This is a genomic window from Pseudomonas sp. YY-1, from assembly GCF_002843095.1.
Lineage (GTDB): Bacteria > Pseudomonadota > Gammaproteobacteria > Pseudomonadales > Pseudomonadaceae > Aquipseudomonas > Aquipseudomonas sediminis_A.
The window spans coordinates 14,895-31,929 of record NZ_PJLX01000021.1; the positions used below are offsets into that span (position 1 = coordinate 14,895).

13 protein-coding genes are annotated in these 17,035 nt (G+C 63.8%); 10 read left to right on the forward strand and 3 right to left on the reverse strand.

The features are described from left to right. Positions 1-106 precede the first annotated feature (106 nt). The 10 genes from CXP40_RS22340 to CXP40_RS22385 all read left to right on the forward strand — a co-directional run bounded on the left by CXP40_RS22340 (position 107) and on the right by CXP40_RS22385 (position 11,700). Positions 107-1,990: a methyl-accepting chemotaxis protein gene (locus CXP40_RS22340; RefSeq protein WP_106735515.1), complete on the forward strand. Its 1,884-nt coding sequence runs from the start codon at positions 107-109 to the stop codon at positions 1,988-1,990. Between the two features lie 151 nt (positions 1,991-2,141). Continuing rightward, the gene (locus tag CXP40_RS22345) at positions 2,142-2,894 is read left to right on the forward strand and encodes a 5-oxoprolinase subunit PxpA (protein ID WP_106735516.1); all 753 of its coding nucleotides are present in this window, start codon (positions 2,142-2,144) and stop codon (positions 2,892-2,894) included. Next, positions 2,891-3,604 (forward strand): allophanate hydrolase subunit 1, encoded by a 714-nt coding sequence (locus CXP40_RS22350; protein WP_106735517.1) that lies wholly within the window; start codon positions 2,891-2,893, stop codon positions 3,602-3,604. The genes CXP40_RS22345 and CXP40_RS22350 overlap by 4 nt, the downstream gene beginning before the upstream one ends. After that, positions 3,601-4,530, forward strand: coding sequence for a biotin-dependent carboxyltransferase family protein (locus CXP40_RS22355; protein ID WP_106735518.1), 930 nt, complete (start codon positions 3,601-3,603; stop codon positions 4,528-4,530). Before CXP40_RS22350 ends, CXP40_RS22355 begins: the two co-directional genes overlap by 4 nt. Positions 4,531-4,720: 190 nt before the next feature. Continuing rightward, entirely contained in the window at positions 4,721-5,680 is a 960-nt protein-coding gene (locus CXP40_RS22360; protein WP_003460622.1) for a MoxR family ATPase, read from the forward strand. A gap of 187 nt (positions 5,681-5,867) precedes the next feature. Then, on the forward strand, positions 5,868-6,815 hold the full coding sequence (locus tag CXP40_RS22365; protein WP_106735519.1) for a DUF58 domain-containing protein: 948 nt from the start codon (positions 5,868-5,870) through the stop codon (positions 6,813-6,815). Beyond that, positions 6,812-7,306 carry a DUF4381 domain-containing protein gene (locus tag CXP40_RS22370; protein ID WP_106735520.1) on the forward strand — a complete coding sequence of 165 codons (495 nt, stop codon included), beginning with the start codon at positions 6,812-6,814 and terminating at the stop codon, positions 7,304-7,306. The genes CXP40_RS22365 and CXP40_RS22370 overlap by 4 nt, the downstream gene beginning before the upstream one ends. Then, positions 7,299-8,303: a VWA domain-containing protein gene (locus CXP40_RS22375; RefSeq protein ID WP_106735521.1), complete on the forward strand. Its 1,005-nt coding sequence runs from the start codon at positions 7,299-7,301 to the stop codon at positions 8,301-8,303. Before CXP40_RS22370 ends, CXP40_RS22375 begins: the two co-directional genes overlap by 8 nt. After that, positions 8,300-10,063: a VWA domain-containing protein gene (locus CXP40_RS22380; protein WP_106735522.1), complete on the forward strand. Its 1,764-nt coding sequence runs from the start codon at positions 8,300-8,302 to the stop codon at positions 10,061-10,063. The genes CXP40_RS22375 and CXP40_RS22380 overlap by 4 nt, the downstream gene beginning before the upstream one ends. After that, positions 10,060-11,700 (forward strand): BatD family protein, encoded by a 1,641-nt coding sequence (locus CXP40_RS22385; protein WP_106735523.1) that lies wholly within the window; start codon positions 10,060-10,062, stop codon positions 11,698-11,700. Before CXP40_RS22380 ends, CXP40_RS22385 begins: the two co-directional genes overlap by 4 nt. A gap of 252 nt (positions 11,701-11,952) precedes the next feature. Here CXP40_RS22385 and CXP40_RS22390 read toward each other — a convergent pair whose 3' ends face one another. From CXP40_RS22390 to CXP40_RS22400, 3 genes are all read right to left on the reverse strand, one after another. Further along, positions 11,953-14,307 (reverse strand): RND family transporter, encoded by a 2,355-nt coding sequence (locus tag CXP40_RS22390; RefSeq protein WP_106735524.1) that lies wholly within the window; start codon positions 14,305-14,307, stop codon positions 11,953-11,955. 18 nt (positions 14,308-14,325) lie between these two features. After that, positions 14,326-15,420: a YCF48-related protein gene (locus tag CXP40_RS22395; protein WP_256579534.1), complete on the reverse strand. Its 1,095-nt coding sequence runs from the start codon at positions 15,418-15,420 to the stop codon at positions 14,326-14,328. A gap of 198 nt (positions 15,421-15,618) precedes the next feature. Continuing rightward, complete coding sequence (locus CXP40_RS22400) at positions 15,619-16,989, reverse strand: DUF1329 domain-containing protein (protein WP_045735214.1); 1,371 nt, start codon at positions 16,987-16,989, stop codon at positions 15,619-15,621. Between the last annotated feature and the right edge of the window lie 46 nt (positions 16,990-17,035).

Consider the following 17,035-nt stretch of genomic DNA (forward strand, 5'->3'; position numbering starts at 1 on the left):
TTGAGCCGAATGTAAAAGGCCACGTTAGCCATAGACTTTTCTTCAAGTTGTATGACAACTTGCCGACTCCTGAGAATCATCCTGAAGAAGATGGCGAGGCGTTATCGTGAGCTTTTTACTGTCCTGGCAACAAAAATTCCGAGCCCTTATCGCGCTCACCCTGATCAGCCTGGTCTTGATGGCGGCCGCTTCTCTGTGGGCCAGCCATAGCGTCAGCAGTGCATTACAGGCAAGGGAACAGGCAGCCGCCTATGTCAGCGCCAGCACTCAGTTGATGAACCACTGGTGGCAACAGAACGCGTTGCGCCAGCAGATCACCCCCGACCTGCAGCAAGCGTTCAATGACGGCCTTGGTGAATTGCAAGATCTTGTCGGACAACTGTTAACACAAGCGCAGGCCCTAGAAGATGACGCCACCTTGCAACACGCCCAGCAGATCCAGGCCGTGCTGCTTGAGGAACTGGCACAACAGCGCCAGTGGCTGAGCCTCAATCAGACCCTGGGGCTGACACCTTTCGAGGGCCAACGCAAAACACTGACGGAAAAAGGCAAGGCGTTGGAGGCGATCAGTTTCGACCTGATCAAACCCTTCATTACCAGTGCCCTGAGCAGCCAGCGTGATTATCTGTCGACATTCGATCCAGCGTTCGCCCAGATTGCTCTGACGGCCATCGGCAAACTGCAGGAGCAAATCGCGGATCTCGAATGGCAAGACACGCCGATCGGCAAGAACGTGCAGGGCTATGCCCAGGCGTTCACTGATATCCACGGCAACATCAAGCGCATCAACGCGACCAATCAGCGCCTGCGCCAACTCGGCGAGCAATTGCAGACGCGCATTGACGAGCAAGCGCAAGCACTGCAGAGCGGCCTGTTATTGCGCCGCACGCAGGAAGCCGAACAGGCGCGCCTGTCGGCACTGTGGATGATGGGGCTGAGCTTCCTTGCCGTTGCTGCCCTGCTCTGCTTCACCCTGCTGCAGGCGTCGCGCACGCTGGTCACCCGCCTGCGCAATGCCGCCCAGTTGCTCACTCAGGTCGCTTCCGGCGATCTCACCGGCAAGCTGCCGGTAGGCAGCAACCCGCGTGACGAATTCAACCAGTTGGCCGAATCCGCCAACCGCATGATCCAGGGCATCGGCGGCATCGTTGCCGAAGTGGTGCGCGCCAACGGCGAGCTGAGCCGCCTGCACCATTACCTGGGCGATGCCATGCGCCAATTGGGCGACAACAGCACCCAGGTGGAGATACAGACCGAGCAGGCTGCCTCGGCCTCACATCAGATCAGCGCCACCCTCAACGACATGGCGCAACGCACCGCCGAAGTCGGCACCGCCACCACCAGCGCTTACGATGCCGCGCGCGATGGCGGCAAGGTAATCGCTGCCAGCGTCGACAGCATGAGTCGCCTGGCGCAGCTGATTCAGGACACCCACAGCCAGGTCGATGCTCTCGGCCAAAGCAGCGCAAGGGTCAACGGCATCGTCGATGTGATCAACAGCCTCGCCGACCAGACCAACCTGCTCGCTCTCAACGCGGCCATCGAGGCGGCAAGAGCGGGTGGCGCCGGCCGCGGCTTCTCGGTGGTGGCCGATGAGGTGCGCTCGCTGGCGCAGAAGACGGTCTCGGCAACCACCGACATCAGCGCCATCGTCGGCGAGTTCCAGCAGCAGACCCGTCACATGCACCAGTTGATGAGCAATGGCCTGAACCTGGCCGCCGACAGCGAGCGACATGCCGCTCAGGTAGCTGACGCCATTAGCTCCATCACCTCGGCGATGGAGCGCCTGACCGGCGAGATGAACCAGGTCGTGGTGGCCATCGAGGAAGTGTCCACCACCACCGAAGACATCGCCGACAAGATGGAAACCATCAACGTGCATACCGGGCAAAGCAAGGACCTGCGCCATACCCTGGGCGGCCATACCGAGGGGCTGTCGTCTCAGGTCGATGCATTGGGACGCAGCGCCAGTCAGTTCCGACTGGCCTGAGCCCCATCGACTTTTCCTATATAGGGTGCACGTTTTAATTAGTTGGACGCCTCAGGCAGGTCGTTGAAAAATGACCGCCATGGATGACGGCTACGGCCGTCGCAAGCCGTGCCAGCACCGGCCTATCGCTGCCTGCCTGAGGAGCTCCCGCGTGAACGATCTGCTTCTGAACTGTGACATCGGCGAAAGCTTCGGCGCCTGGACCCTGGGCCTGGACGCCGAGGTCATGCCCTATATCGACTGCGCCAACATCGCCTGCGGCTTCCACGCCTCCGACCCCAGCGTGATGCGCAAGACCGTGGCCCTGGCCGTGACCCACGATGTACGCATCGGTGCACACACCGCTTACCAGGATCTGGTCGGTTTCGGCCGCCGCTCGATGGACTGCACGCCGCAGGAAGTCGAAGACCTGATGCTCTACCAGATCGGTGCACTGGAAGGCATTTGCCGCAGCCAGGGCACCCGTGTCAGCTACGTCAAACCTCACGGCGCGCTGTATCAGGACATGATGCGCAAGCCCGCCACCCTGCGCGCGGTGATGAGCGCCGTGGCCAAGTACGACCGCCAGTTGCCGCTGATGCTGATGTGCACCCGTGACAACAGCGCAGCCCAGGCACTGGGCGACGAATTCGGCCTGACCCTGTGGTTCGAAGCCTTCGCCGACCGCGCCTACGACGCCGCCGGTTTCCTGGTCAGCCGCAGCCTACCGGGTGCCGTGCATCACGACAGCGAGGTGATCGTCAGCCAGGCAGTCACCCTGGCGCGTGGCGAGGCCCTGCAGGCCAGCGACGGCAGCGCACTGCACCTGGCCGCGCAGACGCTGTGCGTGCATGGCGACAACGCCAGTTCGGTGGCTGCCGTGCAACGCATCCGCCAGGCCTTCGACAGCCTGGTTCAGGCATGAAGGCGCCCAACGCCCGGCTGGAAGTCGCCGGCATCGATAGTGTGATCCTGCGCCTGTTCGACTTTATCGATGAAGCCAACATGCCGTGGATGCTGGCCGCACGCACGCGCCTGCAGGAAGTGTTCGGCGACGCACTGATCGACCTCGTCCCCTCCTACACCACGCTGTTGCTGCACTACGACCTGTGCCAGCTCGACAGCGAGCAGGCGCGAGCGAAGGTCGCTGAAGCACTCGATGGCTTGCAGCCTGCCGATCTGCAAGGCGGTCGCGAACACCAGTTGCCCACCTGGTACGACCGCAGCGTCGGCCCGGAGCTGCAACTGCTGGCCCGCCGTAGCGGGCTCAGCGAAGCCGAGGTGATCGCCCGGCACAGCGGCCATGCCTATCAGGTATTCGCCCTGGGTTTCGCCCCCGGCTTCGCCTTCATGGGCCTGGTCGAGAAAATCCTCGCCGCGCCGCGCCTGAGCACACCGCGCAAGCGCATCGCCGCCGGCAGCGTCGGCATCGCCGAACGGCAGACGGCCGCCTACCCGGTGGTTTCGCCCGGCGGCTGGAATCTGATCGGGCGCACGCCAAGCCGCCTGTTCGGCAGCGACATCGAAGGCTATAGCCTGCTGCAACCCGGTGATCAGGTGCGTTTCGTGCCCATCGAGCGCGCCGAATTCATCCGCCTGGGTGGTGACGACAGCCCGCTGGAGGCCAGCCAATGAGCGCTATCGATGGCGGCCTGCGCGTATTGCGCAGCAGCCCTTTCATTCAACTGCAGGATGCTGGCCGCTTCGGCGTACGCCACCTCGGCGTGACCCAGTGCGGCGCCCTGGACTGGATCGCCCATCGCTGGGCCAACTGGCTGCTGGGCAACCCGCTGACTGCCGCTGTGGTGGAGATCACTCTGGGCAATGCCGAGTTCGAATGCAGCCGCGACGCCACCCTGGCGCTAACCGGTGCCGACCTCGGTGCACGGCTGGACGACCAGCCGCTAACACCGTGGCGCAACTTCGCAGTGCGCGAAGGCCAGCGCCTGAGCTTCGCCCAGCCGCGCCAGGGCGCGCGTGCCTACCTGGCTGCGCCGGGTGGATTCCAGGCACCCTTGGTGCTCGGCAGTTGCGCCACTATGCTGCGCGAAGGGCTTGGCGGCCTGCTGGGCGATGGCCGTACCATTGCTGTCGGCGACTCGCTGGGCTGGACCGCTGCCACTGGCGCAACGCGGCAGATGCCCGCCGAATTCATTCCCGAATACCAGGCAGCGCCTCGCCTGCAACTGGTGCTGGGCGCGCAAATTGGCGACTTTCGCGGGCAGAGCCTGTTCGACGCCTTCAACAGTGAATGGCTGATCGACCAACGCGCCGACCGCATGGGCATTCGCCTGAACGGTCCGCAGCTGCAATGCCAGCGGGGCTCAATGATCTCCGAAGGCATCCCTTTGGGCGCCGTACAGGTGCCACCGGACGGCCAGCCGATCATCCTGCTCAATGATCGCCAGACCATCGGTGGCTACCCGCGCCTGGGTGCGCTGACGCCACAGGCCGTGGCTCGGCTGGCGCAATGCCTGCCAGGGCAGACCGTACACCTTGTGCCCACCACGCAGGACAGCGCCCTCCTCGCCCAGCGTCAACTCCTCGCGCAGTGGCAATAGCGACGCGTAGCAATGGCCCACCTGCGGCAATGGCGGGTCATTGCGGCGCTGGCGATCAGCCTCTCATTTCTGTTGCCAGACTGTTCATGAACAGCGCCGCAGATAGCGGCTGAAGCCGCAAATGCATTAAAGTCGGCGGTCTGCACGCGCGGCAATCAAAGCCCCGCCCATCCGCCAGAAGAGCCCTACGATGGAACACCGTGAAGCGCTGGTCGCGTTACGCCAATTTCTCTCCACTCAGATCCTCGGCCAGGAAAAGCTCATCGAGCGTTTGCTGATCGCCCTGCTCGCTGATGGCCATCTGCTGGTCGAAGGCGCCCCTGGTCTGGCCAAGACAAAGGCGATCAAGGAGCTGGCCGAAGGCATCGAGGGCGAGTTCCATCGCATCCAGTTCACCCCGGATCTGCTGCCAGCAGACATCACCGGCACCGAGATCTACCGCCCGGAAACTGGCAGCTTCGTGTTCCAGCAGGGGCCGATCTTCCACAACCTGGTGCTGGCCGACGAGATCAACCGCGCTCCGGCCAAGGTGCAGTCGGCGCTGCTCGAAGCCATGGCCGAGCGCCAGGTCTCGGTCGGACGCTCGACCTACGATCTGTCGCCGCTGTTTCTGGTCATGGCCACGCAGAACCCCATCGAGCAGGAAGGCACCTACCCGTTGCCGGAAGCGCAACTCGACCGCTTCCTTATGCATGTGAAGATCGGTTTTCCCGACGCGGCCGTGGAGCGCAAGATCCTCGCCCAGGCCCGCGGCGATGCGCTCAATGGTGAGGCCAAGCCCGAGCACCGAGTCAGCCAGCAGGCCGTGTTCGCCGCACGCAAGGAAATTCTTGGCCTGTACATGGCCGATGCCGTGGAGGAATACCTGGTGCAACTGGTCATGGCCAGCCGCACCCCGGCCAAGTTCGACGCCGAGCTGGCCGACTGGATCGCTTACGGCGCCAGCCCGCGCGGTTCCATCGCCCTCGACCGTTGCGCACGCGCTCATGCCTGGCTGGCCGGGCGCGACTTCGTCAGCCCGGAAGATATCCAGGCGGTGCTGTTCGACGTGCTACGCCACCGCATCATCCTGTCCTTCGAAGCGGAAGCCTCGGGGGTCGATCAGGACCGCGTGATCCAGCGCATCCTCGACGTGGTGGCGGTGGCCTGAATGCCATATTGCGCGCTTGTCTCCCCTCTCCCGCTTGCGGGAGACGACTGCATGGATGCAGGAGGTAGAGCGACGCAGGATGCCAAAGCCGAGTGGTCAGGGGAGAGGGCAGCGAAACGCCCCACCCTCTCCCCAGCCCTCGCCCATAAATGGGCGAGGGAGCACGGCAGGATGGCGTGAGATCGATATGTCCAGCCCAACCCCGGCACCCGGCATCCATATCACCCTCGGCGAGCTGATCGACATGCGCCACAAGGTGCATGAGGTGCCGCTGTTCTCCACCCCTGCCCGGCGCAGCCCGCTGATCGGCCTGCATCACTCCAAGCTGCGCGGCCGTGGCGTGGACTTCGACCAGGTGCGCGTCTACCAGCCGGGCGACGATGTACGCACCATCGACTGGCGCGTCACCGCACGCACCCAGGAGCCGCACACCAAGCTGTTCCATGAGGAACGCGAGCGCCCCATCTTCATCATCAGCGAGCAGAGCCAGCGCCTGTTCTTTGGCTCCGGCCAATGCTTCAAGTCGGTGCTGGCCGCTCGCGCCGCTGCGCTGATCGGCTGGGCCGCGCTGGGTCACAACGATCGTATCGGTGGCCTGGTGTTCGCCGACAACGAGCATCACGAGGTCAAGCCGCGGCGCAGCAAGCAGAGCCTGCTGCAACTGCTCAACCTGCTGGCCCGCGCCAACCAGGCGCTCGGTCCGGAAAGCCAGGCCAACACCAGCCGCGACAATTTTGGCCTGGCCCTGCGTCGCGCCCGCGAGGTGCTGCGCCCGGGCAGCCTGGTAATCGTGCTCTGCGACGAACGTGCCCTCAGCGACAACGCCGAACAGCAACTCACCTTGCTCGCACGCCACACGGACCTGTTGCTGCTGCCACTGTCCGATCCGCTCGACCACGCCTTGCCGGCCGCCGGCCTGCTGCGTTTCACCCAGAACGGCGCTCAGCTGGAGCTCGACAGCCACAACGGCGACCTGCGCCAGGCTTATCGCACACAGGCCCAGGCCCGTGAGGCACGCTGGCAACGCCTGGCACAAAAGCTGGGCGTGCCGCTGCTGCCGCTGAGCACGCAGTTCGAACTGGTCGAGCAATTGCAGGAGCAGCTCAGCAGCCTGCACGCGAGAAAATCCCTATGAATCCCATCGACCAGTTGCAGCCGCTGATCGATCCAGCGCCCGTGCCCTGGTGGCCACCAGCACCCGGCTGGTGGTTGCTGGCTGTGCTCTTGCCACTGCTGGCATGGGGCCTGTGGCGCTTGCTGCGCAATTGGCAACGCCGTCCGCCAAAGGTGGTCACGCAGCAAACACTCGACCCACTGCGCCAGGCTGCGCTCGACGAACTGTCGCGTCTGAGCAAGCCGTTCGACGGCGCCCCGGCCGGCCCCTGGCTGCAGCAGCTCAACGCCCTGCTCAAGCGCCTGTGCCGCGAACGCTATCCCGAGAGTGCCAGCCACACCCTGAGCAGCCGCGCCTGGCTGGCGTTTCTCGATAACCGCTGTCCGGCGGCGGGTCTGACCCGCTGGATGATACTCGTCGACGGTAGCTACAGACCGCAGTGCACGCTGAGCGACAAGGCCATAGTGGAGCTCGATCAGGCCATCGCCACCTGGATTCGCAAGCATGTTTGAGTTCGCCTGGCCCTGGGTCTTTCTGCTCGCGCCGCTGCCCTGGCTACTGCGCGTGCTGCTACCGCCGGCCGACAGCGGTGATGCGGCGCTGCGCGTCGGCTTTCTCGACGAGTTGCAGGCCCTGAGCGGGCGTCGCGCCCATGCTGCTCTGCCCAGCTGGCGCCAGCAAGCGCCACTAGTGCTGCTCTGGTGCCTGTTGTTGTGCGCCGCTGGCCGGCCGCAGTGGGTCGGCGAACCGCTACCGCTGCCGGCCAGCGGCCGCGATTTGCTGCTCGCCGTGGATGTCTCCGGTTCCATGGATTACGCCGACATGCAGTGGGATGACGAGCCAATCAGCCGCCTGGAGCTGGTCAAACGCCTGCTCGGCGATTTCATCGAAGGTCGCCGTGGCGATCGCGTTGGCCTGATCCTGTTCGGCAGCCAGGCCTATCTGCAGGCGCCGTTGACCTTCGACCGCCACACCGTACGCACCTGGCTGGACGAGGCGCTGATCGGCATCGCTGGCAAGAACACTGCCATCGGCGACGCCATCGGCCTGGCAGTCAAGCGCCTGCGCCAACGTCCGGCGCAAAGTCGCGTGCTGGTGCTGATCACCGACGGCGCCAACAACGGCGGCGAAATCGACCCGATGGTGGCTGCACAACTGGCCGCCGATGAAGGTGTGCGTATCTATGCCATCGGCATCGGCGCAGACCCACAGCAAAGCGGTGCATTCGGCAGCTTCGGCTTCAGCGCGTTGGATCTGGACGAAACCAGCCTGCGCGCGATCACGGACGTCACGGGCGGTGAGTATTTCCGCGCACGCAATCAGGCCGAGCTGACCCAGATCGAACAGACCCTCGACCGCCTCGAGCCCGTCGCCCAGCAACCCACCCTCGCCCGCCCGGCCCAGGCCCTCTATGCCTGGCCACTGGCGCTGGCGCTGCTGGGCTCGCTGCTGCTGGTTGGCCAGGTGCTCTGGCCTGACCTGCTACAGCGACTCAGGAGGCGTGCATGAGCCTGCTCTGGCCGGAATGGCTGCGCCCATTGTGGCTGCTGGCCGCGCCCTTGCTGGCCTGGTTGCTCTGGCGCCTGTGGCATCGCGAGCGCCAGAGCGGGCGTTGGCAACTGCTGCTACCCCCTGTATTCCATCAGGCGCTGCTCAAGGGTGGCAGCGGCCGCTCCAGCAAGCTGCCCTGGCTGGCACTCGGCCTGGCCTGGCTGCTGGCGGTACTGGCGCTACTCGGCCCCAGTTGGCAGCGCGTTGAGCAGAGCAACCAGAAGCCTGCCGACCCACTGTTGATCCTGCTCGAACTGACGCCGCAGATGCTCGCAACAGACGGCCGCCCCAACCGTCTGGAACAGACCCGACGCAAGCTGCTCGACCTGCTCGAAGCCCGTCGCGACGCGCAGACAGCAATCATCGTTTACGCCGGCAGCGCACACAGCCTGGTGCCGCTGTCCGATGACCTGGCCACCAGCCGCAACCTGCTCGAAGCGCTGAAACCCTCGCTGATGCCGGAGCCGGGCCGACGCGCCGATCTGGCCGTCGCGCGCGCGCTGCAACTGCTCGACCAGGCGCAACTGGGCCAGGGCCGCCTGCTACTGATCACCAGCGCCCTCGATGATGAGGAACGCAGCGGCATCCAGCAGGCACTGGAGAAACGCTCGGTACCGCTGCTGGTGCTTGGCGTGGGTAGTCGCGAAGGCGCGCCAGTGGTGCAAGAGGACGGTAGCTTTCTCAAGGACTCGCGCGGCGCCATCCTGATCCCACGCCTGGATGCACGCGGCCTGCGGGAAACCGCCGAGGCCCATGGCGGTCGCTATGCGACGATCCGCCTGGACGACGACGACCTGCGCCGCCTGGGCCTGCTCGATGGCCCACAGGCCATGCGCGCGGCAGGTGAGCCGACCTTGCTCGACAGCCATATCGACCAGGGCTACTGGCTGCTGCTGCCACTGCTAATGCTGGCCGCCTGTGCCGGGCGCCGCGGCTGGCTGTTCTGCCTGCCACTGCTGCTGATGCTGCCGCCACAAAACAGCCAGGCCTTCGAATTCGACGACCTCTGGCTGCGCCGCGATCAGCAGGGCCAGCGCCTGCTGGAAGCACAACGCCCTGACGAAGCCGCCCAACGCTTCGTCGATCCGCAGTGGCAAGGCAAGGCTCTCTATGAAGCCGAGGATTACTCTGCCGCCGCAGAGCGTTTCGCCAAGGGCGACAGCGCCATCGATCACTACAATCGCGGTAACGCCCTGGCCAAGGCCGGTGAACTGGAAGCGGCGCTGGATGCCTATGAGCAGGCCCTGGAACGCCAACCGGAGCTGGCGGCCGCGCAGCACAACAAGGCCCTGGTGGAAGAAGCGCTGCGCCAACGCGAGAATCAGCAGCAATCCGGCGAGGGTGACTCGGCCGAGCAGCAAGCACCCGACGACGATCAGGCGGAGCCGAAGGAATCCACGGCCGGCCAGCCCGCCGACAGCACCGCTGCACAGCCTACCCAGCCGAGCAGTAGCGGTGAAAACAGCGAGAGCAGCGCAGTACAGGGCAGCGCGAATGGCACCGGGGACGACAGCCAACCCGACAGCCACACCGACAGTGCCTCCCCAGACGATGCCGAGCCCGTTGAGCAACCCCGCACGGAAGCCGACCTGGGCACCGCGGCAGAACGTCGGCAAGCGCTGGAACAATGGCTGCGGCAGATCCCGGACGACCCGGCGGAGCTGCTGCGGCGCAAATTCTGGTATGAACAGCAACAACGTCAGGACTCGAACCGATGAAGCGTCTGGTCTTCCTGCTTCTTCTAGTGCTCGCGGGGCAGGCCCATGCCGAAGCCTTTTTCGCCAGCGTCGACCGCACTCGCCTGAGCGAAGGCGAAACGGTGGTACTGACGCTGGAGTCGACTGACCCGACCCGCTTTGGTCGGCCCGACCTGAGCCCGCTGGAGAAAGACTTCGAGGTACTTGGCAGTCGTCAGGTCAACCGCCTGAGCAGCATCGGCGATGCACCGCGCGCCAGCACTCGCTGGATCCTCACCCTGCAGCCGCGCCGCAACGGCGAGGTGACAATCCCGGCAATCCGCCTTGAAGACGCCGAAACCCTGCCGATCACGCTGAATGTCGAGGCAGCTGTCAGCGCCGGCGATGGCGAACAACTGGCACCGGTATTCATCGATGCCAGCCTCGATCAGGACAACGTCTACGTCCAGGCTCAGGCGGTGCTGACCCTGCGCATCTACCACTCGGTGTCCATGTACGACGACAGCAGCCTGACGCCGCTGCGGCTGCCCGATGCCCGCGTCGAACAACTGGGCGAACCGCGCACTTACGAAAAGAGCATAGGCGGCGTGCTGCACGGCGTGATCGAACTGCAGTACGCCATCTATCCGCAGCGCAGCGGCGAGCTGGTGATTCCCGGGCAGACCTTCAGCGCCACCCTGGTCGACCGCTCGCGCAATACCGACTTCCTGCCATTCGGGCCACGCACCGGCAAGGTCTCACGGGTCAAGTCCCCCGACATTCCGTTGCAGGTCAAACCCAAGCCGGCCGACTACCCGGCCGATGCGCCCTGGCTGCCGGCGCGTGCGCTGGGCCTGGCGGAAACCTGGAACCCGCAACCGGAGCAGAGCCAGGTCGGCGACTCCCTGACCCGCCGCCTGATTCTCAAGGTCGACGGACTTTCCAGCGCCCAGTTGCCGCCATTACCGGCGACCCAGGTCGACGGCCTGCGTCGCTACCCGGATCAGCCGCAGATGAACGACCAGAAGAGCGAAACGGGCATCATCGGCACCCGCGAGGAACGCGAGGCGCTGGTGCCTAATCGCAGCGGCAGTTTCGACCTGCCGCCTCTGGAAGTGCTGTGGTGGAACACCCAGACCGACACACTGGAGCGCACCACCCTCTCCGCCCGCACGTTGCAGGTCGCGGCAAACCCGCAGCTGCAGAACGATGAACAACCCAATACACCGATGGTGACGACCCAGGTGATCGAGGGGCCGGACCTGTGGCCCTGGCAGTTGGCCTGCGCGCTATTGAGCGTAACCACGCTGCTCGGCTTCGGTTTGTGGTGGCATGCCCGCCGGCAACCGGCGATCCAGCGCGCGGCACAGAGCGGCCCCAGCCCGCGCACGCTGCTCGACGACATCAAGCGGGCCTGCCAGGCCGGCGATGCCCAGGCCACGCGCCATGCACTCGACGCCTGGGCCCGTCAGCAACCGGAAACCCTCGCCGATATGGCCGCACGCTACGTGCCGCTGTCGGACGCCCTGGACGGTCTTAATGGCGCGCTGTACAGCGAAGTTGGCCAACAGTGGCAAGGCGAGGAGCTGTGGAAGGCAATTCGCAACCTGCCCGCCGCACAGGAGCCAAGCGCAGCGCCGCAGGAAAGCAGCGCGCTGCCGCCGCTGTATCCGCGCTAGCACTGCTCTCGCGGGCATCGAAGCGAACCCCACGCAGCGCGTTCGGATCACGGCGACAACGCCAACGTGGCTGGCGCCTACGGATTGCAGTGGCCCCACAGAACTGTAGGAGCCGGCTTGCCGGCGATACACCCTATGGCTGCAATGATCGCCAGCAAACTGGCTCCTACAAAGCGCACAGCGGAAACATACCGATAGCCCATAAAAAAACCGCGGCCCAAGGGCCGCGGTTTTCGTTCTACGCGATAGGCATCAAGCCTTGGCGCGCATTTTCTCGGTATTGATCAGGAAGCGAGCCAGAGCCGGTAGCAGCCAGATCGCACCGATCATGTTCCACAGGAACATGAAGGTCAGCATCAAGCCCATGTCTGCCTGGAACTTGATCGCCGAGAAGATCCAGGTCGCCACACCGATCGCCAGGCAGACGCCGGTGAACAGTACCGCCTTACCGGTAGACTTCAGTGTCTCGTAGTAGGCTTCCTGCAGCGGCATGCCCTGACGCAGGTAGGTCTCCAGACGGCTGTAGATGTAGATGCCATAGTCGACACCGATACCCACACCCAATGCGATCACCGGCAGCGTGGCGACCTTCACACCGATACCCATGAAGGCCATCAGCGCGTTGCCCAGCACCGAGGTCAACACCAGTGGCAGGATCACGCAGAGGGTCGCAGCCAGCGAGCGGAAGGTCAGCAGACACATGATGCTCACCGCCGCGTAAACGGCGATCAGCATGGTGGTCTCGGACTCGGCGATTACCTCGTTGGTCGCGGCTTCGATACCGGCGTTACCGGCAGCCAGTACCACCTGAAGGTCGTCAGTGGTGTGCTGCGCAGAGAACTCTTCAGCCGCAGCCACGGCGCGCGACAGGGTCTCGGCCTTGTGGTCTTCGAGGAACACCAGCACCGGCGCCACCGAGCAGTCGGCGTTGTACAGGCCTTCGGCACGGGCAATGGAGTTGTTCAGTACGTCCTGGTTACGCGACAGGGTTTCCCATTTCAGGTTGCCCTCGTTCATGCCCTTGATCACCTGCTTGGACACGGTGACCATGGAGATGGCCGACTGCACGCCCTCGGTGTTCTCCATCTTCCACATCAGCTCGTCCATGGCGGCCAGGCTGTCATAGGTAGAGCAGCCTTCGGGGCCGGTCTTGATCATGACTACCAGCACGTCGGAACTGGTCGAGTAGTTGCGGATGACGAAGTCATTGTCCAGGTTGTAGCGCGAGTCCGGATGCAGTTCCGGCGCGCCCTGATCGAGGTCGCCGATCTTCAGGTTCTGCCCGTACCAGACACCACCAGCCAGCGCCACCACGGCAACGACAACGGAGATCGGTGCCACCATCGGATGGGCGAAGTTGGAAATGGCGCGCCAGACCGGATGATCCTTGGCAGCCTCCTCGCGGCTCTTCTTCACCGCACGGTTGCCGATACCGATATAGGAAATCACGACCGGCAGCAGGATCAGGTTGGTGAGGATGATCACCGCCACACCCATCGATGCGCCGATGGCCAGTTCGCGGATCACGCCGATATCGATCAGCAGCAGGGTAACGAAGCCAACTGCGTCGGACAGCAGCGCCACCAGCCCCGGGATGAACAGTTGGCGGAACGCCATGCGCGCGGCGGAGAGTGCATCGGTCGCCTCACCCGATGCCATGGCGATGCCGTTGATCTTCTGCACGCCATGGGAGATGCCGATGGCAAATACCAGGAATGGCACCAGCATCGAATAGGGATCGAGACCGAAGCCCAGGGTGTGCAGCAAGCCCAGCTGCCAGATCACCGCGACCAGCGTGGTGACCAGCACCGCTAAGGTGCTCTTGACGCAGTGGGTGAACCACAGCAGCAGCACGAAGGTGATGCCAATGGCCACGGCAAAGAACAGCGCCACACCGATCAGGCCATCGATGAGATCACCGACCTTCTTGGCGAAGCCGATGATATGCACCTTGACGTTGGGATTCTGCGCCTCGTACTTCTGGCGAATCTTGTCTTCAAGCTCGTGAGAGAACTTCTGGTAGTCCAGCTTGATCAGCTTGCTCTGATCATTCGGGTCCGGGTAGGACTCGAGCAGCGGAATATCGACGATGCTGGACTTGAAGTTGTTCGCCACCAGGCGACCGATCTGACCGGACTTGAGGATGTTGCTACGCAGATCCTCAAGGCTGTCTGCAGAACCGTCGTAGGTCTGCGGGATCACTTCGCCGCCGGCGAAGCCCTCTTCGGTCACTTCGGTCCAGCGCACGCTCGGACTCCACAGCGACTTCAGACCGGAGCGGTCGACGCCAGGAATGTAGAACGCCTCGTCATTGATCTGCCGCAGCGTTTCCATGTATTCCTTGCTGAAGATGTCACCATCGGTGGCTTCCACCGAGATGCGCACCGTGTTACCCAGGTTGGCCAGGTCATTACGGTGTTCGAGCATCTTCTGAATATAGGGGTGCCCCAGCGGAATCATCTTCTCGAAACTGGTCTGCGGGCGTACCTGGGCAGCCTGATAGAACAGGAAGATGCTGATCAGCAGGCAGATCAGGATCACCGCCGGGCGATTGTTGAAAATCAGCCGTTCAAGGAAGGAAGCAGGCTGTTGTTGGTGCTTGGTCATGCAAAGGCTCCCGGCTTGTTATTGTTGGCCCAGATCGGCGCCAGTCGAGGCGGCGAGGTGAACGCCGCCCTGCCCCACCAGGATCAGGTTGCCGTTATCCAGTGCAGCTATCCCGGCCAGCGAAAGGCGGTCGGGACGGTTGATCAGGCCGAAAGTCTGACCGTGATCCTTGCTGCGCAACACGGTGCCACCGTGCCCTACCACAGCGACGTTGCCATCATTGAGCAGCGCGCCATCGGCCAGACCGAACTCCAGCGGACCATTGTTCGGCGTATTGAGTTTGACCTGCTGCCAGCTATCACCGAAGTCGGTGGAACGGAACAGGTGGCCGCGCAGGCCGTAGGCCAGCAAGGTGGCCGACTGGTCGGTGCCGAGCACGCCGAACAGCGAACCCTCGTAGGGCAGATCCTCGATGCGTTCCCAGGTCTGGCCCCAGTCAGCGGAGCGGAACATCTGGCCCAGCTCACCGACGATAAACAGGCCCGAGTCCTTCACAGCGGCAATGGCATTGAGGTGATAGGCGTCTTCGTTGTCGAGACGATCGCTGACGTCTTCCCAGTTCTGGCCACCATCGTTGGTTTCCAGCAGCGCGCCATAAGCGCCCACGGCGTAGCCGGTCTCAAGATCCTTGAACCAGATATCCAGCAGCGGCGCCTCGCGTTCGAGGTCTTCGTACTGCTTGGTCCAGGTCAGGCCGCCATCGGTGGTCGCGAGGATCTGCGCATCGTGACCGACGACCCAACCATGCTGCGCATTGACGAAGAACAGGGAGGTCAGCATCTGGCGAGTCGGCACCTTGGCCTGCTGCCAGCTTTGCCCCTGGTCGTTGGAATAGAGAATGTGGCCACGGTCGCCAACGGCAACCAGGCGCTCGCCGGTGTTGACCACATCGAGCAACAGGCTGTGCACGGCCTTGGGCGACTCGATGGCGAAGCCGGCATCAGCCGCAGCCGAGGTCTCGGCCTGCAAGGGTGCGGCAGCGAAAGCCAGAATGGAAAGCACACTGCACAGCGAGAGCGCTTTAGCCAGCGGCGAATGGACACGGAGCGCCGATTTGCGCGCCAGGATGGGCGCCAGACCGGACTGGGTGCGCCGCATGACGGGCTCACTCATATACCTTCCCCCTTTCTTGTTATAGGCGGTACTGCTGATTAGCAGGCCGCTCATCCTAGCGAGCTTCGGAAAGCCCTGACAATTGGCGCGACGTTATGTTTTGTTAAGGCAAAACCCGCGTGATAGAAGCCTATCCATCAAGCTGATACGAAAAGGCCGCTACTACTGTAGCGGCCTTCGCGTGAGACTACACGACTATTATCGCGTACCGCGGCGACGCAGGGCTGCTGGCTTGAAGTAGCCGTCGTCCGGAGTGGCCTGGGTGAAGTCGATGGTATTGCTCTCTTCGTTGTCCAGGTTCTGCACGTGATAACGACGCGCCTGCAGGTCATGGAACACATCGAGCGCGGACCAGGTGGTCGGCAGGTCGTAGTAGTTCTTCAGGTAGGCGATGGATACGCGCCACAACTCACCACGGCCGTCGTACTGATCCACCACCGCGGCTTGCCAGCTGTCCTCGTCGAGGAACAGGGTGCGCTTGGAGTAGATATGGCGGGCGCCGGACTTCAGCGTGCCCTCGACCACCCATACGCGGTGCAGCTCGTTACGGGTCAGCGCCGGGTTGAGGTGACCAACCTGCAGCAGATCCTTGTACTTAACCTCGGGGCTGGTGACCTTATAGTTGTTGTACGGGATGTAGATTTCCTTCTTGCCCACCAGTTTCCAGTCATAGCGATCCGGAGCACCGTTGAACATGTCGGTGTCGTCGGCGGTACGCAGACCGTCAGCAGCGGCGATCGGGGTGTCGTAGGCCAGGTTCGGCGCACGACGCACGCGGCGCTGACCGGCGTTGTAACCCCAGGCCTGACGGGGTTCCTTGACCTGATCCAGAGTCTCGTGAACCAGTACCGCACCACCGGCCAGACGCGCCGGGCTGGTGGTGAAGGACAGGTAGTAGAACATGATGTTGTTCAGGTCGGCGAAGGAGCCGTTCTGCAGGTAGTACTTGAACAGCGCTTCCTGCTGGGAAGTGACCAGCGAGTAGGCGCCATTGCGCTGTACTGCCACTTCCGAGGCGCGACGCACAATATAGGTGCCGCGGTAGCGGGCGATGTGGTTCCACAGCGCCTCGACACCGTTCTGCGGGATCGGGAACGGGATTCCGCCGTAGGCATCGGAGAAGCCGTTGCCGCCATCGACCAGCTTGGCGCTGGTGGCGTTCTTGGCGGTGTTGTCATAGACCCACTGCGGCGCGGAGCCGGAGCGGCGGGTCTGGTAGACCGGCATCTGGTAGGTTTCCGGATAAGCCTTGAACATGGCGATCTGACCGGGAGTCAGGTTGGCCTCGTACTGGCTAAGGTTGGCCGCGGTGATGGTGAACAGCGGCTTGTCGTCCGGGAACGGATTGACGTGGTGCTGGCCAGAGCGAGTGTAGCCAGCCGGCGCCTGAGTGATGCCACCGGTCCAGGCCGGAATGGTGCCGGCGGCGTTGCCGGCTTTTTCGGCGCCGAAGGGGGTCAGGGTATCGCCAAGTTTTGCGGCTTCCTGCGGGGAAACGGCAGCCAGCGCGGAGCCGGCGGAAAACGCCAGTGCAACGGCTACGGCCATCAGCCTGTGCTTGTTCAGCATGGGTAATTCTCCGTGAAGAGTATTGCCGAGCGCCCGAGAGCGCCCG